This window comes from Bradyrhizobium sp. 956_D2_N1_4, assembly GCF_052076025.1.
GTDB classification, from domain to species: domain Bacteria; phylum Pseudomonadota; class Alphaproteobacteria; order Rhizobiales; family Xanthobacteraceae; genus Bradyrhizobium; species Bradyrhizobium barranii.
The window spans coordinates 6,011,649-6,035,226 of sequence record NZ_CP197237.1; the positions used below are offsets into that span (position 1 = coordinate 6,011,649).

The window sequence follows — 23,578 nt, forward strand, 5'->3', positions numbered from 1 at the left end:
GATGCGCCTGACTGCTGGATCGCCCGCACGCCTTGGCGCAAGCTGGGACGGACGCGGCACCAATTTCGCGTTGTTCTCCGCCAATGCGCAGAAGGTCGAGCTGTGCCTGTTCGACACGCAAGGAAGGCGCGAACTCGAGCGTGTCGAGCTGCCCGAGCGGACCGAGGACGTCTGGCACGGCTATCTCAATGACATCTCGCCGGGCCAGCTCTACGGCTATCGCGTGCACGGCCCCTACGAGCCCGAGCACGGCCACCGCTTCAACGCCAACAAGCTGCTGCTCGACCCCTACGCCAAACGGCTCGCCGGGCGGCTGGTCTGGAGCGATGCCCATTTCGCCTATCGCACCGGTTCGCCGCGCGAGGACCTCTCCTTCGACCGGCGCGACAACGCGCGCGGCATGCCCAAGGCGGTCGTCGTCGACGAGACCTTCAACTGGGGCCGTCGCGAGATCCGGCCCAACATCCCCTGGGAAGACACCATCATCTACGAGGCCCACGTCAAGGGTCTGACGCAGAAGCGCGACGACGTGCCGCCGAATTTGCGCGGCACCTATGGCGGCCTGTCGTCGCCGGCGATGATCGAGCATTTGAAAACGCTCGGCGTCACCACCGTCGAGCTGCTTCCGATCCACAGCTTCATCGACGACCGCATTCTGGTCGAGAAGAAGCTCGTCAACTACTGGGGCTACAACACGCTGTCCTTCTTTGCGCCCGAACCGCGCTACGCCCAGGACAATGCGCTCGATTCCTTCCGCACCACGGTCGCGCGCCTGCACGATGCCGGCATCGAGGTGATGCTCGACGTCGTCTACAACCACACGGCCGAAGGCAATCACCTCGGTCCGACCCTGTGCTACCGCGGCATCGACAATGCCTCCTATTACTGGCTGAACCGCGAGAACCCGCGCTATTACGACGACTTCACCGGCTGCGGCTCGTCGGTGAACCTCACCCATCCGCGCGTGCTCCAGATGGTGATGGATTCGCTGCGCTACTGGGTCGAGGTCTGCCATGTCGACGGCTTCCGCTTCGACCTCGCCACCACGCTCGCGCGCGGACCGAACGGCTATGATCGCGGCAGCTCGTTCCTGACGGCGATCCGGCAGGACCCGGTGCTGGCGGCGGTGAAGCTCGTCGCCGAACCCTGGGATCTCGGGCTCGGCGGCTACCAGGTCGGCGCATTCCCTTCCCAATGGTCGGAGTGGAACGATCGGTATCGCAGCGCCATGCGCCGCTACTGGAGCGGCGAAGGCAGCCTGATTGGCGACATCTCCAGCCGCATGACAGCCTCATCCGACCTGTTCAACCATGACGGACGGCGACCGCGCGCCGGCATCAACCACATCACGGTGCATGACGGCTTCACGCTCGCCGACCTCTTCAGCTACAACGAGAAGCACAACGAGGCCAATGGCGAGGACAATCGCGACGGCTCCAGCGACAACCACAGCAACAATTGCGGTGTCGAGGGTCCGACCGACGATCCCGAGATTCTCGGGCTGCGGCGGCAGCTTCGCAAGAACGTGCTGGCCTGCCTGATGCTGGCGCAGGGCGTTCCGCTGATCCTGGCAGGCGACGAGGTCGGCAATTCGCAGTCCGGCAACAACAACGCCTATTGCCAGGACAACGAGGTCGGCTGGGTCGGCTGGGACAATCTCGGCAAGGACGGCGACGACATGGTCGATTTCGTCGCCGGGCTCGCGGAGATCCGCCGCCGGTTCGCGCAGCTTCGCAGCCATCGCTGGCTCGACGGCCGGCCCAAGGACGGCGTTTCCTACGGCGCGCTGTGGCTGACGCCCGCCGGCGACGAGATGACGGAGAACGACTGGAAATTCCCGGAAGGGCGGTTCCTCTCCTATGTGATGGGGCCGATGGAACCGGGGAGCGCCGCGATCTTTATCGTACTGAACGCCGCCCCCGAAGAGATCGCATTCAAATTGCCCAAAATGGCCGAGTACAAAAGCTGGCAGCAGATCCTGAACACCACCGATGCCAGACCGAACAGTGTTGATTTGCAGCCCGGAAGCGACAGCAAGGCGCCGCCGCGCTCCGTGCTCGCCTTCGCGGGGGCGCTATGAGACCATCGTTCGGGGCGAGGCCGACCAAGGACGGCGTGTCGTTCCGGCTGTGGGCGCCCGGCGCTCGCCGAGTCGATCTCCTGCTCGACAGAAGGCACGCGATGCAGCGCCGGCAGGATGGCTGGTATGTCGCCGAGATTGCCGGCCTGCCCGTCGGCAGTCCCTACCAGTTCAGGATCGACGACGAGATCGACGTACCCGATCCCGCATCCGCGTTCCAGCCGGACGACGTTTTTGGACCGAGCGAAGTCGTCGATCATGATGCCTTCGCGTGGCGCGCGCGCGATTGGCGCGGACGTCCCTGGGAAGAGACGGTACTGATCGAGACCCATGTCGGCACCTTCACGCCTGAGGGCACCTACCGCGCCATGATCGACAAGCTCGATCATCTCGTTGCGACCGGAATCACCGCGCTGGAATTGATGCCGCTGGCCGATTTCGCCGGCCGCCGCGGCTGGGGCTATGACGGCGTGCTCTGGTACGCGCCCGACAGCGCCTATGGCCGGCCCGAGGACCTGAAGACACTGATCGACGAGGCGCATCTGCGCGGACTGATGGTGTTCCTCGACGTCGTCTACAATCATTTCGGCCCCGAGGGGAATTATCTCGGCCGCTATGCGCCGGCCTTCTTCACCGATGCGCATACGCCCTGGGGCAGCGCGATCGATTATCGCGTGCCGCAGGTCCGGGCCTTCGCGGTCGAGAACGCGCTGTCCTGGCTCACCGACTACCGCTTCGACGGCCTGAGACTGGATGCCGCCAATCACGTCATGGCGATCCCGGGCGAGCAGTCGATGTTGCAGGACCTCAGTGTCGCCGCCGGCGAGCTCGCCAAGGCCACGGGACGGCACATCCATCTCGTGCTGGAGAACGGCGACAATCGCGCCAGCCTGCTCGATGCCGGGCAAGATCCGCCCAACGGCAAATATCGCGCGCAGTGGAACGACGACTATCACCACGTCTGGCACGTGATGCTGACCGGCGAGCTCGCGGGCTATTACGCCGACTACCAGACGCCAAGCATGGATCTTGCGCGCGCGCTCACCTCGGGCTTCGTCTACCAGGGCGAGATCTCGGAGTTCTGGGGCAAGAAGCCGCGCGGCGAGGCGAGCGGCGAGCTGCCGCCGGCGACCTTCGTCAACTTCCTGCAAAACCACGACCAGATCGGCAATCGCCCGTTCGGTGATCGGCTCGAGAGCCTGGCATCGCCGCGGCAGATCGAAGCCGCGCTCGCGGTCACCCTGCTCGCGCCGATGGTGCCGATGCTGTTTCAGGGCGAGGAATGGGGCTCCACGGTGCCCTTCCCGTTCTTCTGCGATTTCCAGGGTGGCCTTGCCGATGCCGTGCGCAAGGGGCGCAAGCAGGAATATGCCTGGGCCTACGAGAAATACGGCGACGAGGTCCCCGATCCACTCGATCCCAAAACGCTGCAATCGGCCGTGCTGGATTGGACCGGCCACACGCCGGAGCAGGATGCGCGGCTGGCGCTGGTGCGGGAGCTGCTCGCGCTCCGTCACAAGGAGATCGCACCGCGGCTGAAGGGTGCGAGGTTCGGCGATGCCGAGACGGCCGATAGCGGCCTGCTCACCGCGCATTGGCGCATGGGCGACGGCGCGAGGCTGCTCCTGACCACCAATCTCTCGGACAAGGACATCGCACGTCCCAGCGACGCGACAGACACGCCGATCTGGGGCTCTGTCAGCGGCGATCGGCTCCCACCCTGGTCGGTGATCTGGCATCTCGGAGGTTAGCATGCCTCCTGCCATTCCTCTGGCGACCTATCGGCTTCAGCTCACCGCGGATTTCGACTTCGACAAGGCCGCCGCGGTCGTGCCTTACCTCAAGGCACTCGGGATCACGCATCTCTACGCCTCGCCGGTGATGAAGGCGCGCAAGGGCTCGACCCACGGCTACGACACCGTCGACCACAGTCAGTTCAATCCCGAGCTCGGCGGCGAGGCCGGCTTTGCCCGGCTGAGCGACGCCCTCACGCAGCACGACCTCGGCCTTATCATCGACTTCGTACCAAACCATGTCGGCGTGCACTTTGCCGACAATCCCTGGTGGCTGGACGTGCTGGAATGGGGCCAGGCCTCGCCGCATGCGGTTTCCTTCGACATCGACTGGGATCAACTGGCCTATCGTGCCCGCGGCGGCGTGCTGCTGCCGATCCTCGGCTCGCCCTACGGTGAGGCGCTGGAGCGCGGCGACATCGAGCTGCGCTACGATGCCGATGAAGGCAGTTTTTCCGCCTGGTATTTCGAGCATCGCCTGCCGATCGCGCCGGAACGCTATGGCGAAATGCTGCGCGTGATCGTGAAGGAAGCCGACGCCGCCGAGACCGAGGCCGGCAAGCGCCTGCTCGCGCTCGCGGCCCGCTACACCGGGCTGCGTCGCCCCAACCGCAGGGAAGCGCCCGGCTTCAAGGCGGAGCTCAAGGAGATCGCAGGCAGCGCTGACATCATCGAACGCGGTCTCGCCACCTATCGTTCCGCCAAGGATCGTCCGGCGCAGACGCTGGCGCTGCATCATCTGCTGGAGCGCCAGCACTACAAGCTCGGGCACTGGCGGCTCGCCTCCAGCGACATCAACTATCGCCGCTTCTTCGACGTCAACGGGCTTGCGGGCCTGCGGGTCGAGGACGCGAGCACGTTCGCCGCCACGCACCGGCTGGTGAAGCAGCTCATTGCCGACGGCAAGCTGCAAGGCATCCGCCTCGATCACATCGACGGCCTGCGCGATCCCGCACAATATTGCCAGCGGCTGCGCCGGCTGGTGCGCGACGCGCAAGGCAACACCAAACCGTTCTATACCGTGATCGAAAAGATCCTGTGCGAGCACGAGCGCCTGCCGCGTTTTGCCGGCGTTCAGGGCACCACGGGCTATGAGTGGATGAATGTCATCACTCAGGTTCTGGTCGACGCGAAAGGGCTGCAGGCGCTGAACGAGACCTGGCGGCAGATCAGCAACCGCGCGCCACAGCTGGCGCCTTACGTCAAGGACGCCAAGCGGCGCGTGCTGGAGACGCTGCTGACCAGCGAATTCACCGTGCTGACTCGCCTGCTCGCGCGGATCGCCAACGGACATTACTCGACCCGCGACTTCTCCGCCGACAGCCTGCGGCAGGCGCTCGAATTGTACGTGCTGCACTTCCCGGTCTATCGCACCTATTTGACGCATAGCGGCCCGACCGCGCTCGACCGCAAGCTGATCGACGACACCATCGAACGGGCCCGCGCGGAATGGTTCGCTGCGGATGAAGGCATCTTCGACTTCCTGCGCGACGCGCTGACCATGGACCTGCTCAAACCCGGCCGTCCCCCGCACAGCGCCCCGCGGGTGCGCCGCTTCGCGCTGAAGGTGCAGCAGTTCACGGGACCGATGATGGCGAAGTCGCTGGAGGACACCGCGTTCTATCAATCCCACCGGCTGCTCGCCTTGAACGAGGTCGGCGGCGACCCCGCGAGCAACGGCCTCACGGTACCTGCCTTCCATGAGGCCATGCGCGCGCGTGCCAACGAATGGCCGCAAGGGATGACGGCGACCGCGACCCACGACACCAAGCGCGGCGAGGACGCGCGCGCGCGGATCGCGGCGCTCAGCGAAATTCCCGGCGAATGGACCAGTGCGGTGGCGCGCTGGAAAGTCCTGAACGCGCCGCATCTCGCGCTCGACGGCAATCTGCGCGCCCCGTCGGCGACGTTCGAATACATGCTCTACCAGACCCTGCTCGGCGCCTGGCCGCTTGGGGAGACGGCCGATGCTGGCTTCGTCGAGCGCATCCAGGCCTATGCGCTCAAGGCCGCGCGCGAGGGCAAGGAGGAGACCAGCTGGCTCAACCCGCACGAGGCCTATGAGAACGGCGTCGCGAGCTTCATCGGGAAGATCCTCGATCCAGTACAATCCAGCGAGTTCCCGGACGCGCTGCAAATCCTGGCACGCCGCGTCGCGCTGCTCGGCGCCTTGAATTCGCTGAGCCAGCTCACGCTCAAGGCGACGCTGCCCGGCGTGCCGGACTTCTACCAGGGCACCGAATACTGGGACCTGTCGCTGGTCGATCCCGACAACCGCCGCCCGGTGGACTTTGCCGCGCGGCAGACGGCGCTGACGTCACTGGAAGCGCCGGACTGGCGCGGGCTGACCAAGACCTGGCCGAACGGCCAGCTCAAGCTGGCCTGGACGCGGCACCTGCTCAAACTGCGCAACGAACTCGCCGATGTGTTCGCGCAGGGCGAATATCAGCCGCTGCAGGTCCGGGGCGCGCACGCAGACCACGTCATTGCCTTTGTCCGCCGACACGGCCGCACGGCTGCGATCGTCGTGGTCGGGCGCCAGTTTGCGCCGTTCACGCAAGAGGGCCGACAATGGCCCGCGTTCGAGGGCGTTGACGCGACGATCGACATCACCGGCTACACCGGGCCGGACCTTGCCGGCAATCAATTGCCGCTCGCGCAAGCCTTCCGGGATATTCCCGCTGCGGTCATCGAAGCACGTGCCGCCAGCACGGCGAGACCCAGGCAACAGCGCGCTCGTAGCTGACGGCTACTTGCCCCCGTCCTTGGTCAGCAGCAGCTGCCCGCGCTTGCGGATGGTCGCCTGCGCCATCTCGGCGAAGCGCTGCAACAGCCACGGCAACACAACCTCAACCTTGACGTGGTCGTCTGCGACATCGACCTGACCGCTCGCGATCTGCCCGAGCGCGCGGATGCGAAAATTCATGCTGTCGCCGTTCCAGCGCTCTTCCTCGACCTGCATCACGGGAATGCTGGCGGCGGCGCGGCCGAGCCCGGTCTTGAGCCGGCGCACGGCTTCCTCGCGGCCGAGACGATGCGGAATGGAGACGACAAGCGGTGCTGACATGGCGCTGCCCTGTGGTGACTGATCCTCACATAGTCATGCCGCCTGGACTAGCAAAGGTTCCATGCAAGTTGGCCCCGTTCGCCGTGTTTCATCGTGGGAACTATAGAACCTGCGGCAAGTTGCCCTCGCACCACGGGACAGGTGCAAACGACCCTTTCAACAAAGGGCTGGAGGAGACTAGCATGTCTATCGGTACGATCATTCTGATCATTTTGGTCATCGCGCTGCTCGGCGGCTTCAGCGGTATCGGCGGCGGCCCGTTCTACGGCACCGGCTATTATGGCGGCGGCGGCCTCGGGCTCGTCATCGTCATCCTGCTGATCCTGCTGTTGCTCGGACGGATCTAGCGCAAGGAGCTGTAGCGGCCTCGTAGGGTGGGCAAAGGCGCAACGCGCCGTGCCCACCTCTTCGCCGCAATAAGAAAGATGGTGGGCACGCTTCGCTTTGCCCACCCTACTTCTTCTTCTCCGCGAGCTTCTTCATCGCGGTCTTTATTGACGAAGCCGCCCCGTCATAGCCATCCCAGACTTTCGAGCGCGCCAGCAGACCCGGTACCGTCCGCACCGTGTACCGCTTCGGATCGAGATCGCCCTTCACCTGCGCCCATGTCACAGGCATCGACACGGTCGCGCCATCGCGCGCACGGGGCGACAGCGGCGCCACCGCCGTCGACAGGCGATCGTTGCGCAAATAATCCAGGAAGATCTTTCCATTGCGCAGCTTCTTCGACATGTTGAGCAGATAGCGCTCGGGATCGTCGTCGGCCATCCACTGGCAAACGCCTTGCGCGAACGCCTTGGCCTCCTTCCAGCTCACCTTGTCGCGCGCGCCGTGGAGCAGCGGCACCACCACGTGCAGGCCCTTGCCGCCGGTGGTCTTGCAAAAGCTCTCCATGCCGACGTCGGTGAGGCGCTGCCGCATCTCCTTGGCGGCGTCCACGACATCGGCGAATTTGACGTCCGGCGCGGGATCGAGATCGAACACCAGCCGGCCCGGCGTATCGTAGGCGTCCGGGGCACAATTCCAGGGATGCAGCTCGACGCCGCCGATCTGCGCGACCGCGGCGAGCCCCTCGACGCGATCGATCTGCAGGTACGGCTTGCGATCGCCCGAGACCTTTGCGAGCTCCAGCAGGTTCGACGTGCCCTGCATGGCATGGCGCTGGAAGAATTTTTCGCCGCCGATGCCATCAGGCGCGCGCAGGATCGAACAGGGCCGGCCCTTGATGTGCTCGATCATCCAGGCGCCGACGGCCTCGAAATAGCGCGCGAGATCGAGCTTCGTCACGCCCGCGCCGTCGCCGCCATCCGGCCACAGCTCCTTGTCGGGCTTTGAGATGACGACACCCATCACCTCGGCCGTGCCGGCATCCTTCCGCTTGCCTGCCTTCGGCACGGCCCGCTTCCTGGCCGAGGGCTTTGCGAGTTCGGTATCAGCGGGTGTTTCCGCCTCGACCTCCTCAGCCGGCTTGTCCTGCCGCAGGCCCTTGAAGGCGGCCTGGCGGATATTGCCGTCGGCGGTGAACCCGGCGAACTCGATCTCGGCGACGAGCTCCGGCTTCAGCCAGTGCACGTCGCGCGTCTTTTTCGGCGCGTTCTTGCCGCCGAAGGGGCTTTGCCTGGCCTCCATGGCTTTCAAGGACGGCATGATGCGCTTGACCGTGTCCGCGCCGAAGCCGGTGCCGACCATGCCGACGAAGGCAAGATGATCGCCGCGGTGCACGCCGGCCATCAGCGAGCGGAATTTGCCGTTGGTGGTCTTCCAGCCGCCGATCACGACCTCATGGCCGGCGCGGCATTTGGCCTTGGTCCAGCTTTCCGTTCGTCCCGACCGGTAAGGCGCATCGAGCTTCTTCGACACCACACCTTCGAGCTCGAGCTTGCAGGCCGATTGCAGCACGGCATCGCCGCTGCTCTCGAAATGCTCGACATAGCGGATTTGGCTCGATTTCTTCTTGCCTGCGTCCAGAACTTGCCTGAGGCGGTCCTTGCGCTCGCCGAGTGGCAGGCGCCGGCAATCGAGCCCCTCGGCGAACAGGAGATCGAAGGCAAAGAAGATCAGGTCCTCGGTCTTGCCGTCCGACAGCGCGGCCTGGAGCGAGGAGAAATTCGGCGCGCCGTTGTGATCCAGCGCGACGATCTCGCCGTCAATCATGGCGTCGGGAAGCTCGCCCGCCTCCTTCGCGATGGCTGCGAACTTGTCGGTCCAGTCGAGGCCCTTGCGCGTCTTCAGCGTCGCCTCGCCGTCCTCGACGCGGAGCTGGACGCGATAGCCGTCGAACTTGATCTCGTGGCACCAGCCATCGGCCGCCGGCGGCCGCTCGACCGGGGTACAGAGCTGCGGCGCGACGAAGTCCGGCATCTCCGAGACTTTTTTCGCGTTTGTCGCGATCGTGGCTTTCTTCTTTGCCGCCTCCTTCCCGCGCTTCAACGCCGCGCCGGGCGCCGGCCTGACGGTGCGCCCTTTCGGCTCCTCGGCACGATTGGACTGCCAGACCGCATCGGCCTTGGCCTTGGCACCCTTCGCCAGCATGAACGGCTTTGGCGCGCGACCCTTGCCATCAGCGATCTGCGCCATCGCGCGGCCGGAGGCCACCGACTTGTCCTCGCCGAGAATGTCGTCGCTCTCGCTGGCATATTCGTCGCGATGCTTGATCAGGAGCCAGTTGGTGCGCTTGCCGCCGATGCGGTCATGCCTCATCCGCACCAGCACCCAGCTTCCATGCAGCTTGTCGCCGTGGAGCGTGAACTTGAGGTCACCCTTCTGGAAGCCGCGCTCGGGATCCTCGGACTCCCAGGTGCCGCGGTCCCAGAGCATGACCGTGCCGCCGCCATACTGCCCTTCCGGAATCGTGCCTTCGAAATCGCCATAGTCGAGCGGATGGTCCTCGACTTCGACCGCGAGCCGCTTGTCATGCGGATCGAGCGAGGGTCCCTTGGTCACCGCCCACGACTTGAACACGCCGTCGAACTCGAGCCGCAGATCATAGTGCAGTCGCGTCGCATCGTGCTTCTGGATCACGAAGCGCCGCTGCGCCGATGGCGCCACCGCGGTCTTGCCCGACGGCTCCGGTGTCTTCTCGAAATCGCGTTTCTGTCGGTAGGTGGAGAGTTTTCGCAGCACGACCGGTCCCGCATTCTCTTTCGGCGTTGAAGCCTATCACGGCGGAAGTCCCACCCGGAACCAAAACCCGATGGGGCTGTTGGGGTTCCAAAATGCCTTGAAACGCTGGAGAACGGAATGGCCCCGCGCGCCTATTGGAAGGGAACGTTAAAGCTCTCGCTGGTCAGTTGCCCGGTCGCGCTTTATCCGGCGACCACCGCGGCCGAGAAGACGCGGTTTCACATGATCAACCGCGAGACCGGAAACCGGCTCAAGCAGCAGATGGTGGACTCCGAGACCGGTGACGTGGTCGAGAGCGGCCAGAAGGGACGCGGCTACGAACTGCGCAAGGGCAAATATGTAGAGATCGAGCCGGAGGAGCTCGAGGCGGTCCAGATCGAAAGCAACCACACCATCGACATCGAGAGTTTCGTGCCGAGCGAGGAGATCGACCAGCGCTATCTCAATCATCCCTATTATATCGCGCCCGACGGCAAGGCTGCGGTCGATGCCTTCGCCGTGATCCGCGACGCCATGAAGGACCAGGACCGCGTGGCGCTCGCCAAGATCGTGCTCACCAACCGCGAGCACATCATCGCGATCGAACCGCTCGGCAAGGGCCTGCTCGGTACCACGTTGCGCTTCCCCTATGAGCTGCGCGACGAGGACCAGTTCTTCGACGGCATCAAGAGCCCCAAGATCACCAAGGACATGGTCGAGCTCGCCGGCCACATCCTGCAGACCAAGGCCGCACATTTCGACCCGAGCAAGTTCAAGGATGAGTACGAGACCGCGCTGAAGGCGCTGGTGAAGCGCAAGGCCAGCGGCAAGACAATCGAGCTGCCGGAGCGCGAGGAGCGCCCGAGCAACGTCGTCAGCCTGATGGACGCGCTGAAGCAGAGCCTGAAGGGACGCGGCGGGAAGAAGACGGCGGCCAAACCCAGCGCACGCCGCGCGACGGGAAAGCAAAGAGCGACGAGGAAGACCCAGCGGTCGACGGCCCGGCACAGGAAGGCGGGCTGATTGCCTCCGTCATTGCGAGCGCAGCGAAGCAATCCAGGATCTTTCCGCGGAAGGACTCTGGATTGCTTCGCTGCGCTCGCAATGACGATGTGGATGCAGGCTCGCGCCACAACCTCTGCCGTCATGCCCGGGCTTGTCCCGGGTATCCACGTTCTTCGTGCCGCACGTCAAGGCATGGATGGCCGGGTCAAGCCCGGCCATGACGGGCCGTTTGACGTCGAAAGCTAATCCCCCGCCTTCAGCCGGTACCCGATCCCCGTCTCCGTCAGCACATATTGCGGGCGTTCGGGATCGGCTTCGATCTTCTGGCGGAGCTGGCGGACATAGACGCGCAGATATTGCGCGTCGGTAAGCTCGTCCCAGAGCTCCTTGAGCAAGAAACGATGGGTCAGCACCTTGCCGGCGTGCTGCACCAGCACGCGCAAGAGATCGTACTCCTTCGGTGACAGCTTTATCTCGCGCTCGCCGACCTTGACGATGCGACGCACGAGATCGACGGAGAGATCGCCGGTGCGGAACACCGGACGCTCGCCCTTGACCTGGAGCTGGTGCCGCAGCGCCGCGCGCAGGCGCGCCAACAGCTCGTCCATGCCGAACGGCTTTGTCAGATAATCGTCGGCGCCGAGATCGAGCGCCTGCACCTTGCCGGCCTCGTCGCCGCGGCTCGACAGCACCACGATCGGCACGCCCTCGTTGCGGCCGCGGATGGTGCGCAGCAATTCGTGGCCCTGGATGTCGGGCAGGCCGAGATCGAGAATGATCAGAGCGGGTTCTTCCGCGAGCTTCTCGAGCGCGGTCTTTCCGTTCGACGCTTCCAGGATCTCGTAGCCTTGCGTCGAGAGTCCCATCCGCAGCAATTTTCGGATTGGCGGCTCGTCGTCGATGACCAGAACCTTGATCGGGGCGGCGCTCATGCGGCTGTATCCAATGCGTGGGTCCGAGCCGGAACGGGCAGCCGGATGGTGAGGATCGCGCCGCTGCGGTCGCCGCGGTTGGCGGCCGAGATCGTGCCCTGCATCGCCTCGACGAAGCCGCGGGAGATGGCGAGCCCCAGCCCGGTGCCGGGACGGACATGGTCGCCCTTCTGCACGCGATAGAACTTGTCGAACACGCTCTCGAGCTCGTCAGGCGGAATGCCGCCACCCTGGTCGGCGATCTCTAACACGACATGATTTCCCTCGCGCCGGCTGCGGATCGAGATCGTTGTATCGGGCAGCGAATATTTCGCGGCATTGTCGAGCAGATTGAACAGCACTTGTTCGAACAGCACGGCATCGAGCTGAAGCATCGGCAGATCGGCCGCCAGCACCAGTTCCACCTTGTGCGCCGTCAATATCTTGCTCGCACGCCGCAGCGCGCTGCCGACGATCTCGCCGAGATCGTGCAGTGCCGCGTTGGGCACGATGGCGCCGGATTCGAGCTTTGTCATGTCGAGCAGATTGGCGATGAAGCGGTTGAGGCGCTCGGACTCGTCGATCACGGTGGCGAGCAGATCGCGCTTCTCGGTGTCGGACAAGGCACCGGCGAGATCGCGCATGGTCGAGGCCGCGCCGAGCACGGAGGCGAGCGGCGTCTTGAGATCGTGCGAGATCGAGGTCAGCAGCGCAGAGCGCAACCGCTCGGATTCGACGGTGCGCTTGACGCGATCCACGTCCTCGACCAGCAGCACGCGCTCGATTGCCAGTGCGCCCTGGTCGACGAGTGCATCGAGCAGCCGGCGCTGGTCGGGGGTCAGCAGCGGACCGGTGCGATCATTGTCGATACCGATGACGCCGATCGGACCACGCCCGGTGCGCATCGGCAGGAACAGCCGCTTGGCGCCGGGAAGCGTATCCGAGCCGCGGCCGGCGGGACGATCATTGCTCCAGGCCCAATTGGCTGCGGCGAGATCGGCCTGGTCGATCTGGTCCTCGGGCGGATAGCCGGACTTCACCGTGAGCAGCCCCTCCTCCGGCAGCAGCAGGACCACGCGAACCTTCAGCATCAGCGCGGTTTGATAGGCAGTTGCCCAGAGCACGTCGTCGAGCGTGCCGGTGCCCGTGAGCTTGCGGCTGAACGCATAGAGCTGCTCGGTCGTGCGGATGCGGCCGAGCGCGGTGTCCGCCTGCGTGCGCACCCGCCCGGCGACATTCGATACCACGAACGCGATCAACATGAAAAAGAAGAACGCCGCGACATTGGTCGGGTCGGTAATCGTGAAAGTGTAGACCGGCGGCAGGAAGAAGAAGTTGTACGCCAGCGACGCCGCGACGCTCGCAAGGAGCGACGGCCACAACCCATAGCGAACAGCCACGGCGACAACCGCGGTCAGGAACATCAGGTCGACGTTTTCGATGCCGAAATACGGCTTGATGGCCACCGCTGCGGCAAGGCCGAGCGCGGTGATCCCGAGCGCCTTCAAATAGGGACGAGCATCAAACGCCTCTGCCCGTGCCGCCGTCTGGACCGCCGTCTTCGGCGCCGGCTCGGCCGCGAGCTCATCGCCGGGAATGACGTGAACGCTGATATTGCCGGAACTGCGCACGAGATCATGCACGACGGAGCCGCGCGTCAGTTCGAACCACCGCGAGCGCGTCGATTTCCCGATCACGATCTGGGTGACGTTGTTGCCTTGCGCGAAGTTGATGACGTCGTCGGCGATGCGGCGGCCGACAGCGGGAATGGTCAGCGCTTCACCGCCGAGCGATTCGGCAAGCCGCAGCGTATCGGCGAGACGGTCGCGCTCCTCGTCCGAAAGCTGGAGCGACCGCCGGGTCTCGATCGAGATTGCGGTGAATTGCGCATGCAGCCGGTCGGCCAGCCGCTTGGTGTAGCGCACGAGCCCCGCCGCGCGCGGATCCTCGCTGATGCAGACGAGGATGCGCTCGCCCGCGGCCCAGGGGCCGGCGATGGCATTCGCCTGCATGTGATTGAGAAGCTGCTCGTCGACCCGCTCGGCCGTACGCCGCAGCGCCAGCTCACGCAGCGCGGTCAGATTGCCCGGCGAGAAATAGTGCTCCAGCGCCCGCTCGGCCTGCTTGGGCACATAGACCTTGCCCTCCCGCAGCCGCTGGATCAAATCGTCGGGCGTGAGGTCGATCAGCTCGATCGCATCGGCGCGGTCGAAGACCGAGTCCGGCACGGTCTCGCGCACCCGCACATGGGTGATCTGGGCGACGACGTCGTTCAGGCTCTCGATATGCTGGATGTTGACGGCGGTGTAGACGTCGATGCCGTGGGACAGCAGCTCCTCGACGTCGAGATAGCGCTTGGGATGGCGGCTGCCGGCGGCATTGGTATGAGCGAGCTCGTCAACCAGCGCGATCCGAGGGCGGCGCTCGATCACGGCATCGAGGTCCATCTCCTCGACGCTCTGGCCGCGGTAATCGAACCTCTTGCGCGGCACCACCTCGAGCCCGCGCACCAGCGCCTCGGTCTCGGCGCGGCCATGGGTCTCGACAAAGCCGACCACCACGTCGATGCCCGCCTTGCGCCTGGCATGGGCGCTTTGCAGCATCTCGTAGGTCTTGCCGACGCCGGGGGCGGCGCCGACGAAGATCTTCAGCTTGCCGCTCGCGCTCTCCTCCCGACGCGCGGCTTCAAGGAGCGCCTCAGGGGACGGACGTTGTTCGGGATCGCGGCGCTCTCGGACCATCAGGCCAATATAATCATCCGCCCGCCCCCAGCCTAGACCGCTACTTCGCGGTGGCGCGATCGAGCGCGAGGTTCAGTGCCAGAACGTTAACCCGCGGTTCGCCAATCAGGCCGAGCAAACGGCCCTGGGTGTTGGAGGCCACGAGCTGCTTGACCTGAGCGTCCGGCAGATTCCGCGCCTTCGCCACCCGCGGCACCTGAAATTCAGCCGCTTCCGGCGAGATGTCCGGGTCGAGGCCGCTGGCCGAGGTGGTGACCAGGTCGACCGGCACGGCGGCGTTCGGATTTTCAGCCTTCAACTTGTCCACATCCTCCTTGAGCCGGTCGGCCAGCGCCTTGCTGGTCGGGCCAAGGTTGGAGCCGCCCGAGTTGGCCGCGTTGTAGGGCGCCGACACCGTCTTGGTCGAATCATTCGGGTCCGGCGCCAAAGTCGCCGAGAGGCGGCCGTGGAAATATTTGTCCTCCTTGAACTCCTGCCCGATCAGGGCGGAGCCGATCACCTTGCCGTCCCGCTCGATCAGGCTGCCCTGCGCCTGTGAGGGGAAGATCGCACCGGCAACAGCGGTCATTGCGAGCGGATAGGCCAGGCCGGTGATGGCGGTGAGCACCAGCAGCAGGACGATGGCGGGGCGAATTTCTCTGAGCATGTTAGGTCTCCAAATCTTTCGTCACTGCGCGGGGCGCGGTGCGCCCCGCGGCGACGATCAAGCCAGATGCAAGGCGGTGACGACGAGGTCGATCGCCTTGATGCCGATGAAGGGAATCACGATGCCGCCGAGGCCGTAGATCAGGAGGTTGCGCCTCAGCAATGCGCCGGCACCGACCGCGCGATAGGCCACGCCCTTCAGCGCCAGCGGGATCAGCGCGATGATGACCAGCGCGTTGAAGATGATCGCTGACAGGATGGCGCTCTGCGGGCTCGACAGGTTCATGACGTTGAGCACGTTGAGCTGCGGGTAGAACGCCAGGAACATCGCCGGGATGATCGCAAAATACTTTGCGACGTCGTTGGCGATCGAGAACGTGGTCAGCGCGCCGCGCGTCATCAGCAGCTGCTTGCCGATCTCGACCACCTCGATCAGCTTGGTCGGGTTGGAATCGAGGTCGACCATGTTGCCGGCCTCGCGGGCGGCCTGGGTGCCGGTGTTCATGGCGACGCCGACGTCGGCCTGGGCGAGCGCGGGCGCGTCGTTGGTGCCGTCGCCGCACATGGCGACCAGCTTGCCCTTGGCCTGCTCGTCGCGGATCAGCTTCAGCTTGTCCTCGGGCGTTGCCTGCGCGAGGAAGTCATCGACGCCCGCCTCCGCCGCGATCGCAGCGGCCGTCATCGGGTTGTCGCCGGTGATCATGATGGTGCGGATGCCCATGCGGCGCAGTTCTGCGAAGCGCTCGCGGATGCCGCCCTTGACGATGTCCTTGAGCTGGATGACGCCGAGCAGCTTGCCGTCCTTGGCGACCGCAAGCGGCGTTCCGCCCGCTTTCGAGATCTCATCGGCAATGGTCTGGACTTCTCGACCGACGTCGGAAAGCACCGCAGGCTGGATGGCGCGCGCGGTGTTGCCCGAGGCAACGGCCAGCGGCGCACCGCCGCCGACATAGTTGAGCATGGCATCGACCGCGCCCTTGCGCACCGACGAGCCGCCGGCATCGACACCGCTCATGCGGGTTTGTGCCGTGAACGGAATGAAGGTGGCGCCAAGCTCGGCCATGTCCCGGCTGCGAATGGAATACTTCTCCTTCGCCAGCACGACGATGGAGCGGCCTTCCGGCGTCTCGTCGGCGAGCGAGGCGAGCTGCGCCGCATCGGCGAGCTCCTGCTCGGTGACGCCGCGCACCGGGCGGAAGGCGGTCGCCTGACGGTTGCCGAGCGTGATCGTACCGGTCTTGTCGAGCAGCAGCGTGTCGACGTCACCGGCAGCCTCGACCGCGCGGCCGGACATCGCCAGCACGTTGAAGCGGACCAGGCGGTCCATGCCGGCGATACCGATCGCCGACAGCAGCGCGCCGATCGTGGTCGGGATCAGCGTCACGAACAGTGCGACCAGCACGACCACCGAGATCGAGCCGCCGGCATAAGCCGCATAGCTCGGAATGGTGACGGTGGCGAACACGAAGATGATGGTGAGGCCGGCGAGCAGGATGTTGAGCGCGATCTCGTTCGGCGTCTTCTGCCGCTCGGCGCCCTCGACCAGCTTGATCATGCGGTCGATGAAGGTCGAGCCTTGCGCGGCCGTGATGCGGACGCGGATCCAGTCGGACTGCACCTGCGTGCCGCCGGTCACTGCCGACCGGTCGCCGCCGGACTCGCGGATCACGGGCGCGGACTCGCCGGTGATGGCGGCCTCGTTGACGGAGGCCACGCCCTCGATCACCTCGCCGTCGGAGGGGATGACGTCACCGGCCTCGACCAGCACGATATCGCCGACCTTCAGGCTGGTGCCCGGCACCAGCGTGAAGGCCTGGCCCGCGCCGCTCAGGAGCTTGGCCTGGCTCTCGGTGCGGGTCTTGCGCAGAGATTCCGCCTGTGCCTTGCCGCGGCCTTCGGCCACCGCTTCGGCGAAATTGGCGAACAGCACCGTGAACCAGAGCCAGAGGATGATCTGGAAGGTGAAGCCGAGATTCTCGCCGCCGGTGACGAGGTCGCGCAGAAAGATCACCGTGGTGAGCGCGGCCACGATCTCGACCACGAACATCACGGGGTTCTTGATCATCAGCCGCGGGTCGAGCTTGGTGAAGGACGCGCTGATCGCAGGCAGAACGATCTTGGGATCGAGCATTGCCGACATCGGGGCACGTTTTTGCAGTTTCATCGTATCCATGGAGGTCACTCCAAACAATCAGAAGACGTTGCCGGCGTTCATCGCGAGTTGCTCGACGATCGGGCCGAGCGCGAGTGCCGGGAAGAAGGTCAGGCCGCCGATGATCAGGATCACGCCCACGACGAGGCCGACGAACAGCCCACCCGTGGTCGGGAACGTGCCCGCCGACGGCGGGATCGACTTCTTGGCGGCCAGCGAGCCCGCAATCGCCATCGCCGGAACGATCATGAAGAACCGGCCGACGAACATCGCGGATGCGAGCGTGAGGTTGTAGAACAACGTATTGCCGGTGAGGCCCGCGAAGGCCGAGCCGTTGTTGCCGGTCGCCGAGGTGAAGGCGTAGAGCACCTCGGTGAAGCCATGCGGGCCGGCATTCGCCATGGAGGCGACCGCCGCCGGATAGACCACGCCGACCGCGGTCCAGCCGAGATACATCAGCGGCAGCACCAGGATCGCGAGCATCGCCATCTTGACTTCGCGCGCCTCGATCTTCTTGCCGACATATTCCGGTGTGCGCCCGACCATCAGGCCGGCGACGAAGATCGCGAGCACGACGAACAACAGCATGCCATAGAGGCCGGCGCCGACGCCGCCGATGATGACTTCGCCGAGCTGCATGTTGATCAGCGGGATCATGCCGCCGAGCGCGGTGAAGCTGTCATGCATGGCGTTGACCGCGCCGCACGAGGCGGCCGTGGTCACCACGGCGAACAGCGAGGATGCGACGATGCCGAAGCGGACTTCCTTGCCCTCCATGTTGCCGCCGGTCAGGCCGAGCGCATGCATCATCGAGGTGCCGTTGGCTTCCGCCCAGTAGGTGATGGAGACACCGGCGATGAACAGCACGCCCATCACCGCGAAGATCGCCCAGCCCTGGCGCTGGTTGCCGACCATGCGGCCGAACACATTGGTCATGGCCGCGCCGATCAGGAAGATCGAGAGCATCTGCACGAAGTTCGACAGCGCCGTCGGGTTCTCGAAGGGGTGCGCAGCGTTAGCATTGAAGAAGCCGCCGCCATTGGTGCCGAGCATCTTGATCGCGACCTGCGAGGCCACCGGGCCGACCGCGATGGTCTGCTTGGCGCCTTCGAGCGTCGTGGCCTCGACGTAAGCACCGAGCGTCTGCGGCATGCCCTGCCAGACCAGGAACAGCGTGTAGACGACGCAGATCGGCAGCAGCACGTAAAGTGTCGTGCGGGTGACGTCGACCCAGAAATTACCGACCGTGCGCATCGAGGCGCGCGAGAATCCGCGGATCATGGCCACCGCGAGCGCGATGCCGGTCGCCGCCGACAGGAAATTCTGGTGCGTCAGGCCGAGCATCTGCACGAGATAGGATACCGTGCTCTCGCCGCCGTAATTCTGCCAGTTGGTGTTGGTGATGAAGGAAATCGCGGTGTTGAAGGAGAGATCCTGGGCGACCGCACCCTGTCCGGCCGGGTTGAAGGGCAACACCGCCTGAAGCCGCATCACGCCGTAGATGATGAGGAAGCCGCCGACATGGAACAGCAGCATCGAGACCGTGTAGGTCAGCCAATGCTGCTCGCGCCTCTCTTCGACGCCGGAAAACCAGTAGATGCCGGCCTCGATCGGCCGCAGCACCGGCGACAGGAACGTCCGCTCGCCGTTGAACACAGCCGTCATGTACCCGCCGAGCGGTTTCGTCAGCGCGACGATAATCGCGCAAAAGAGAATGATCTGGAGCCAACCGATCATGGTCATGGAATCAACCCTTTAGGACGTTTGACCTGCGCAGGAGCGGCAGGATCAGGGCAAGCAGGCACGCGACGAGCGCGGCGTCCGCGAGCAGCAATTCGAGAAGCAGCAGCACGGGTCAGAACCGCTCGGGCCGCAGCAGCGCGTAAGTGAGGTAGAACAGGAGACCGAGCGAGACGACGGCGGCGAGCGAATAATCGAAGGTCATGGTCCGCTCCCTCACAGCCGTTCGCAGGCGTAGGTGTAGCCGATCGCGAGCGCGAAGAAGCCAAAGCCCAGCGCCAGCATCAGAATGTCCATCATGGGAATGCTCCTCGTTGCGGCTTTATGTCGGACGCAACCGTTTCTCCGGCGTCCGGCGAGCGCGTGGAACGAAGGAAATGCAAAGCATTTCCACGGCACCAGCCGGGACTTTTGACCGTGTTGAAGTGCCACCACCGGCATAGGTTTTCGAGATGAGGCCTATGGCGAAGTTATATGAATTCCATAAGTGCCGACGCGTCGTGGCTGTCCGCCATGTGGCGCCGACACTGTATTCCGGGCGGCCGTTCCGAGCAGGCAGCGCAGCGACACAAGCCACCGTTGCTTTCACTACCGTTGTTAAGGCAGGCCATGGCGAGGGTCTTTTCAAAAAGCCCTGCTTCTATAAGCCTCGACCTTCGGCGGCGACGGCGGCCGGGGATCTGTCGCTCTTATCCGGAAGATTCCGTGCACTTATGATATCCTTATATCTCCCGTCCCGTCCCCATCTCGTTTTCAAATGCGCTTCCAGCCATCTTGGAGAGGCCGGCCGACTGACCGACGCCAATTCCAGGAGGCCTGACATGACCGCCGTTCTCCGACGCCTTGCCCCACCTTCCCTCAACCAGCAGCTTCGCGCGGCACCGGCAATGACGCGTCCGCTGATGCTCGACATCATCGATCAGGCCTGCCGGCGCTTCCCGTCGCGCGGGCGGAGCGAGCGCAGTGCGCATATCACGCGCCTGGTCGATGCCGAGGCCTGGACCGACGCCGCGCTGGCGCTGATCGAGCTCGAGCTGCCGCTGTGGCAGGTCCGCCGCATCGCCTATGACGAGGGCGAGTGGCATTGCGCGCTGTCGCGCGAGCGCGAATTGCCGGACTGGCTCGACGCCGCTGTCGAAGCCCGGCATGCCGATCTCGCACTGGCATTGCTGTCGGCCTTCATCGAGGTACAGGCATTGGCCGTGGAGGTATCGCGGCCGAGCGTTCCCACCGTGCGCCCCGCCCCGGACCCGCTCTATCAGCCGGTCGCCTGCGAGAATTTCAGCTAAGCCAAGCGGAGGTTCGCGCCTTGCCGCAATCTTCAGACATGTCGCGGGGCCTCAGCCCGACGCGGTTGATCGCGCGCTTTGCCGTCCGCATCGCACTGCTCGTCGCCTTTGCAGCCTTCGGCAGCGTCGGCTTTGCACGCAGCCTCTCCGCCCTGCTCTGGATGTCGATCATCCTGTGCGCCCTCGCCGGCCTCGTCAGGCGCGAGCCGCTGTTCGGTGCCGTCCTCAATCATTGGGACGAGGGCGTTGCCTTCGGCGCCCTGTTCGCGCTGGTTCAGGTCGTCAACGAGCTGGCCTGAACATCGGGCTTTATGACCTTCCTATGAGATCGTCGCGCAGCCTCACTCGAAATCATATTCGCTTGAAAAGATATTGATCGGGTGGTCGCGGGAAACGCACCCGTCGCCCGCTTCAATCGGAAGGAATACGAAAGTGAAACTCGTCGAACCTCCCTCGTGCAGCTCTCCCTCGACCATCGTCTTCATCGGCCGCAACCACAGGGGACAGTGGGTCGCCCAGCAGCAGAACGGCCTCTACGGTGGCCTCTTCGTCAACCGCGCCCAGGCCATCAAATATGCGCTGTTCGAAAACGGACAGCACCCCGAGACCATCATCGAGCTGCCGCGCGAGATCGAGCTCGACATGGGCAGCAGGCCCGATGCCGCCGCGCCCAAGCGCGCCGCCTGAGCTCCTCGGCAAAAAACCATGTTCATCCCACCCTCCGCCTGGTTCACCGGGTTCATACCGGACCTGCCGACGCCGTTCGATTCGGCCGATGCGATCGACCTGAAGGCGTTCGCTGCGCTCTGCGAGCGTCAGATCGCAGCCGGCGTACCCGCACTGGTGGTGTGTGAGACCGCCGGCGAGGCACCGACGCTCTCGCCGGCCGAGCAGGCGCTGATCATTCGCACCGCGGTCGATGTCGCGCGTGGCCGCGTGCGGATCATCGCCGGCGCTGTGTCGAATTCAACGAGCCACGCCATCGAACTCGCGCGGCGCGCGGAAGCTGCCGGCGCCGATGCCGTGATGTCGGTGGTGCCCGCCTACAACAAGCCGATGCAGGACGGAATGCTCGCGCACTTCCGCGCCATTGCCGGCGCGATCGGCCTGCCCGTGATCCTGCACGACGTACCCTCCCGCACGCTGCGGCCGCTCGCCGACGAGACGCTTCTGCGTCTCGTCGAATCGCGCCAGTTCGTCGGCTTGCGCGATGCGAGTGGCGACATCACCCGTCCGATGCGCCTGTCCCGCCGCCTGCCTGCCGGATTCCGCTGTCTATCCGGCGACGACAGCACCGCCTTCGGCTTCATCGCGGACGGCGGCGATGGCGCGATCTCGGAGGTTGCCAACGTCGCGCCGGATCTCTGCCGCACGATTTTTTCGCATGTCAGGCAGGGCCGGCTGCAATCCGCCCGCTACCTGCACAGGCGCCTGATCCCCTTGATCGCCTGCCTCGGGAAGGAGAGCCCGGCCGCACTCAAATGTGCACTCGGCGTGCTTGGCCTGATGTCGTCCGCCACAAGGCTTCCGATCGTTCCGCTGGACGCAGCCGCGCAGAGGGAAGTGGTACGCGCATTCGCCGCGATCGCCGACGAGGAGCTGATCGACCGCGTCGGCGCCTGAGGCGTCGCACGGCATCCGGGTATTCCCATGCGGCAATCAATCGAAAGGCCTCACAGGCTGCTCCGCGCCTGGCAGCTCGCGCTGCTGCGATTTGCGGTGACGCTCGATGAGTCCGACAGGCTTAATGTCGCCGCGCTCGCGGCGGAGCTCGATCATCTGGGCGGCGGCGCCAGGGACTCCCTCCACTTCTTTCGGCGGACCAGCTCGCAACTCTGTGCGGCCATCAGCGGGCAGCGGCAGAGTGTGGAAGCGACGCTGGAATGCTTCTGCAAGCAGATCGAGGAACCGCGGCTGCGGAACGCCTTTGCCGCAGCGATCGGGATGACGCATTCGGATCCTGCGCCGTCTCAGGCCCGGCCGAAGCGGAACCCCGGTCTCTTCAGAGGACTGCCGGCGCGACGGTCGGCATCCTTATAGCATTCCTATACTGGTGCCTCGGCGCTCATCTCGCAATCCTACGCAACGATGGACATCATACGAGGCAGATTGCGGCGGCCTCGGCCACCGCCACGCTGACGAAGGAATGCAGACATGTCGATGCTGACACATGGCGTTGATCGCTCCCTTGGATGGGCCGAACGCCCCGCACGGATCTCGCCGGAGCGCAAGGCGCAGCTCAAGCGCATCGCGCTCAGCGCGCTGACCCTGCTCTCGATGGGCAGCGTGCTCGCAGCGCTGATCGCGCTGAAGACCGCGATCTATGTCTGGCATCTCCACGCCTGACGGCATGGGAGACCATCATGACCTTGCAGATGTGTGAAGAAGCCGCCATGACCGCGATCGCCCTTCAAGCCACGCGTCGCCAGCCCGAGCGACCGACAATGGCCGCGTCCGCGGCGTGCCTTGGACCGATCGACCCGGATGTCATAAGCACCGCCATCCCCGCGTTCTTCATCGGGCGCAACGGCGCCGGCCTCTGGGTCGCGCGTGAGGCGCATGGACGCGTCGGCGGTCTCTTCCTGTTCAAGAGCTCCGCGGTCGATTTCGCCAACCGGCAGAGTGGCCTCGCAAGATGCGCGCTGGTGTTTCCCGCCGAGACCTTCGAGCTCGATATCGAGAACCGCGGCAATCCGCTGATTGCGCTGGCGGAGGGTGCGAGGCGGCTCCTGGCCCGCGCGGCGACAAGGCTGCGGATATGATCGAGCTCAAGATCGCCATCCTGGTTGCGGTGATGGGGGCATTGCTGCTCGGCCTGCGCATCGGCGTCGCGCCTGCCACGGACAAGTAGCATGCAGCTCCTCAAGGGAAATCTGGAGCAGGCGGTCACTACAACGATCCTGACCATGACGCTGAGCCTGATCTGGGGCGCGGTCCTGACAATCGTGATCACGCTCGTGGCACGCGGGCTGGGAGTTTAGAACCCGGCACATCGATGGACCGTGAATTGACCATGGCTGCCTACGAGGCGAGCAGCCGGGTGCGCGGCGCCG

Annotated in this window: 22 protein-coding genes; 12 read left to right on the forward strand and 10 right to left on the reverse strand. The window is 65.1% G+C overall.

Going from position 1 to position 23,578, the window contains the following annotated elements; all coding sequences use genetic code 11:
• Position 1 precedes the first annotated feature (1 nt).
• Genes glgX through treY form a run of 3 tightly spaced genes read left to right on the forward strand, consistent with a single transcriptional unit; the run spans position 2 to position 6,619 of the window.
• Complete coding sequence (gene glgX / locus AB7535_RS28440; protein ID WP_231143283.1) at positions 2-2,080, forward strand: glycogen debranching protein GlgX; 2,079 nt, start codon at positions 2-4, stop codon at positions 2,078-2,080.
• Positions 2,077-3,831, forward strand: a complete 1,755-nt coding sequence (gene treZ, locus AB7535_RS28445; RefSeq protein WP_231143285.1) for a malto-oligosyltrehalose trehalohydrolase — start codon at positions 2,077-2,079, stop codon at positions 3,829-3,831. Before glgX ends, treZ begins: the two co-directional genes overlap by 4 nt.
• A gap of 1 nt (position 3,832) precedes the next feature.
• Complete coding sequence (gene treY / locus AB7535_RS28450; protein WP_231143286.1) at positions 3,833-6,619, forward strand: malto-oligosyltrehalose synthase; 2,787 nt, start codon at positions 3,833-3,835, stop codon at positions 6,617-6,619.
• A 3-nt stretch (positions 6,620-6,622) separates the two neighbouring features.
• On the opposite strand, the gene AB7535_RS28455 is transcribed toward treY, so the two are convergent.
• The gene (locus tag AB7535_RS28455; protein WP_085405235.1) at positions 6,623-6,940 is read right to left on the reverse strand and encodes a polyhydroxyalkanoic acid system family protein; all 318 of its coding nucleotides are present in this window, start codon (positions 6,938-6,940) and stop codon (positions 6,623-6,625) included.
• Positions 6,941-7,122: 182 nt separating this feature from the next.
• Here AB7535_RS28455 and AB7535_RS28460 point away from each other — a divergent pair, with 182 nt between their 5' ends.
• Entirely contained in the window at positions 7,123-7,287 is a 165-nt protein-coding gene (locus tag AB7535_RS28460; protein ID WP_007595743.1) for a DUF3309 family protein, read from the forward strand.
• Positions 7,288-7,393: 106 nt separating this feature from the next.
• On the opposite strand, the gene ligD is transcribed toward AB7535_RS28460, so the two are convergent.
• The gene (gene ligD / locus AB7535_RS28465; protein WP_354097177.1) at positions 7,394-10,063 is read right to left on the reverse strand and encodes a DNA ligase D; all 2,670 of its coding nucleotides are present in this window, start codon (positions 10,061-10,063) and stop codon (positions 7,394-7,396) included.
• 117 nt (positions 10,064-10,180) lie between these two features.
• Here ligD and ku point away from each other — a divergent pair, with 117 nt between their 5' ends.
• Positions 10,181-11,065 carry a non-homologous end joining protein Ku gene (ku, locus tag AB7535_RS28470; RefSeq protein ID WP_231143289.1) on the forward strand — a complete coding sequence of 295 codons (885 nt, stop codon included), beginning with the start codon at positions 10,181-10,183 and terminating at the stop codon, positions 11,063-11,065.
• Between the two features lie 224 nt (positions 11,066-11,289).
• Here the strand turns inward: ku and AB7535_RS28475 are convergent, their stop codons facing one another.
• From AB7535_RS28475 to AB7535_RS28505, 7 genes are all read right to left on the reverse strand, one after another.
• Entirely contained in the window at positions 11,290-11,979 is a 690-nt protein-coding gene (locus AB7535_RS28475) for a response regulator (RefSeq protein WP_028147071.1), read from the reverse strand.
• Complete coding sequence (locus AB7535_RS28480; RefSeq protein WP_085405238.1) at positions 11,976-14,699, reverse strand: sensor histidine kinase; 2,724 nt, start codon at positions 14,697-14,699, stop codon at positions 11,976-11,978. The genes AB7535_RS28475 and AB7535_RS28480 overlap by 4 nt, the downstream gene beginning before the upstream one ends.
• 40 nt (positions 14,700-14,739) lie before the next feature.
• Positions 14,740-15,345: a K(+)-transporting ATPase subunit C gene (locus AB7535_RS28485; protein ID WP_231143290.1), complete on the reverse strand. Its 606-nt coding sequence runs from the start codon at positions 15,343-15,345 to the stop codon at positions 14,740-14,742.
• A 57-nt stretch (positions 15,346-15,402) separates the two neighbouring features.
• On the reverse strand, positions 15,403-17,517 hold the full coding sequence (gene kdpB, locus AB7535_RS28490; RefSeq protein WP_231143291.1) for a potassium-transporting ATPase subunit KdpB: 2,115 nt from the start codon (positions 17,515-17,517) through the stop codon (positions 15,403-15,405).
• A gap of 18 nt (positions 17,518-17,535) precedes the next feature.
• Positions 17,536-19,239, reverse strand: coding sequence for a potassium-transporting ATPase subunit KdpA (kdpA, locus tag AB7535_RS28495; RefSeq protein WP_063981390.1), 1,704 nt, complete (start codon positions 19,237-19,239; stop codon positions 17,536-17,538).
• A gap of 112 nt (positions 19,240-19,351) precedes the next feature.
• Positions 19,352-19,441 (reverse strand): K(+)-transporting ATPase subunit F, encoded by a 90-nt coding sequence (locus tag AB7535_RS28500; RefSeq protein ID WP_041953522.1) that lies wholly within the window; start codon positions 19,439-19,441, stop codon positions 19,352-19,354.
• 11 nt (positions 19,442-19,452) lie between these two features.
• Positions 19,453-19,677 (reverse strand): hypothetical protein, encoded by a 225-nt coding sequence (locus AB7535_RS28505; protein WP_231143292.1) that lies wholly within the window; start codon positions 19,675-19,677, stop codon positions 19,453-19,455.
• 380 nt (positions 19,678-20,057) lie between these two features.
• Between AB7535_RS28505 and AB7535_RS28510 the strand changes: the two genes are divergently transcribed.
• The 4 genes from AB7535_RS28510 (at position 20,058) to dapA (ending at position 22,148) form a co-directional block, all read left to right on the forward strand.
• Entirely contained in the window at positions 20,058-20,525 is a 468-nt protein-coding gene (locus AB7535_RS28510; protein WP_231143293.1) for a hypothetical protein, read from the forward strand.
• A gap of 20 nt (positions 20,526-20,545) precedes the next feature.
• Entirely contained in the window at positions 20,546-20,824 is a 279-nt protein-coding gene (locus AB7535_RS28515) for a hypothetical protein (protein ID WP_081369150.1), read from the forward strand.
• 133 nt (positions 20,825-20,957) lie between these two features.
• Positions 20,958-21,212 (forward strand): hypothetical protein, encoded by a 255-nt coding sequence (locus AB7535_RS28520; RefSeq protein ID WP_063981387.1) that lies wholly within the window; start codon positions 20,958-20,960, stop codon positions 21,210-21,212.
• Positions 21,213-21,230: 18 nt separating this feature from the next.
• Positions 21,231-22,148, forward strand: a complete 918-nt coding sequence (gene dapA / locus AB7535_RS28525) for a 4-hydroxy-tetrahydrodipicolinate synthase (protein WP_231143294.1) — start codon at positions 21,231-21,233, stop codon at positions 22,146-22,148.
• A 36-nt stretch (positions 22,149-22,184) separates the two neighbouring features.
• On the opposite strand, the gene AB7535_RS28530 is transcribed toward dapA, so the two are convergent.
• Complete coding sequence (locus tag AB7535_RS28530; protein ID WP_231143295.1) at positions 22,185-22,478, reverse strand: hypothetical protein; 294 nt, start codon at positions 22,476-22,478, stop codon at positions 22,185-22,187.
• A gap of 201 nt (positions 22,479-22,679) precedes the next feature.
• Here AB7535_RS28530 and AB7535_RS28535 point away from each other — a divergent pair, with 201 nt between their 5' ends.
• The 3 genes from AB7535_RS28535 to AB7535_RS28545 all read left to right on the forward strand — a co-directional run bounded on the left by AB7535_RS28535 (position 22,680) and on the right by AB7535_RS28545 (position 23,506).
• Positions 22,680-22,871: a hypothetical protein gene (locus AB7535_RS28535; RefSeq protein WP_231143296.1), complete on the forward strand. Its 192-nt coding sequence runs from the start codon at positions 22,680-22,682 to the stop codon at positions 22,869-22,871.
• 17 nt (positions 22,872-22,888) lie between these two features.
• Positions 22,889-23,287 (forward strand): hypothetical protein, encoded by a 399-nt coding sequence (locus AB7535_RS28540; protein ID WP_166102521.1) that lies wholly within the window; start codon positions 22,889-22,891, stop codon positions 23,285-23,287.
• Positions 23,288-23,377: 90 nt separating this feature from the next.
• Positions 23,378-23,506 carry a hypothetical protein gene (locus AB7535_RS28545; RefSeq protein WP_256478590.1) on the forward strand — a complete coding sequence of 43 codons (129 nt, stop codon included), beginning with the start codon at positions 23,378-23,380 and terminating at the stop codon, positions 23,504-23,506.
• The last annotated feature ends 72 nt before the right edge of the window (positions 23,507-23,578 follow it).

Excerpts from the sequence above, each read along its gene's own strand:
- glgX (WP_231143283.1), top strand. The coding sequence starts at position 2 with ATGCGCCTGACTGCTGGATCGCCCGCACGCCTTGGCGCAAGCTGGGAC.
- treZ (WP_231143285.1), top strand. The coding sequence starts at position 2,077 with ATGAGACCATCGTTCGGGGCGAGGCCGACCAAGGACGGCGTGTCGTTC.
- treY (WP_231143286.1), top strand. The coding sequence starts at position 3,833 with ATGCCTCCTGCCATTCCTCTGGCGACCTATCGGCTTCAGCTCACCGCG.
- AB7535_RS28455 (WP_085405235.1), bottom strand. The coding sequence starts at position 6,940 with ATGTCAGCACCGCTTGTCGTCTCCATTCCGCATCGTCTCGGCCGCGAG.
- AB7535_RS28460 (WP_007595743.1), top strand. The coding sequence starts at position 7,123 with ATGTCTATCGGTACGATCATTCTGATCATTTTGGTCATCGCGCTGCTC.
- ku (WP_231143289.1), top strand. The coding sequence starts at position 10,181 with ATGGCCCCGCGCGCCTATTGGAAGGGAACGTTAAAGCTCTCGCTGGTC.
- AB7535_RS28475 (WP_028147071.1), bottom strand. The coding sequence starts at position 11,979 with ATGAGCGCCGCCCCGATCAAGGTTCTGGTCATCGACGACGAGCCGCCA.
- AB7535_RS28480 (WP_085405238.1), bottom strand. The coding sequence starts at position 14,699 with ATGGTCCGAGAGCGCCGCGATCCCGAACAACGTCCGTCCCCTGAGGCG.
- AB7535_RS28485 (WP_231143290.1), bottom strand. The coding sequence starts at position 15,345 with ATGCTCAGAGAAATTCGCCCCGCCATCGTCCTGCTGCTGGTGCTCACC.
- kdpB (WP_231143291.1), bottom strand. The coding sequence starts at position 17,517 with ATGGATACGATGAAACTGCAAAAACGTGCCCCGATGTCGGCAATGCTC.
- kdpA (WP_063981390.1), bottom strand. The coding sequence starts at position 19,239 with ATGACCATGATCGGTTGGCTCCAGATCATTCTCTTTTGCGCGATTATC.
- AB7535_RS28500 (WP_041953522.1), bottom strand. The coding sequence starts at position 19,441 with ATGACCTTCGATTATTCGCTCGCCGCCGTCGTCTCGCTCGGTCTCCTG.
- AB7535_RS28505 (WP_231143292.1), bottom strand. The coding sequence starts at position 19,677 with ATGCCGGTGGTGGCACTTCAACACGGTCAAAAGTCCCGGCTGGTGCCG.
- AB7535_RS28510 (WP_231143293.1), top strand. The coding sequence starts at position 20,058 with ATGACCGCCGTTCTCCGACGCCTTGCCCCACCTTCCCTCAACCAGCAG.
- dapA (WP_231143294.1), top strand. The coding sequence starts at position 21,231 with ATGTTCATCCCACCCTCCGCCTGGTTCACCGGGTTCATACCGGACCTG.
- AB7535_RS28530 (WP_231143295.1), bottom strand. The coding sequence starts at position 22,478 with ATGCGTCATCCCGATCGCTGCGGCAAAGGCGTTCCGCAGCCGCGGTTC.
- AB7535_RS28535 (WP_231143296.1), top strand. The coding sequence starts at position 22,680 with ATGTCGATGCTGACACATGGCGTTGATCGCTCCCTTGGATGGGCCGAA.
- AB7535_RS28540 (WP_166102521.1), top strand. The coding sequence starts at position 22,889 with ATGACCTTGCAGATGTGTGAAGAAGCCGCCATGACCGCGATCGCCCTT.
- AB7535_RS28545 (WP_256478590.1), top strand. The coding sequence starts at position 23,378 with ATGCAGCTCCTCAAGGGAAATCTGGAGCAGGCGGTCACTACAACGATC.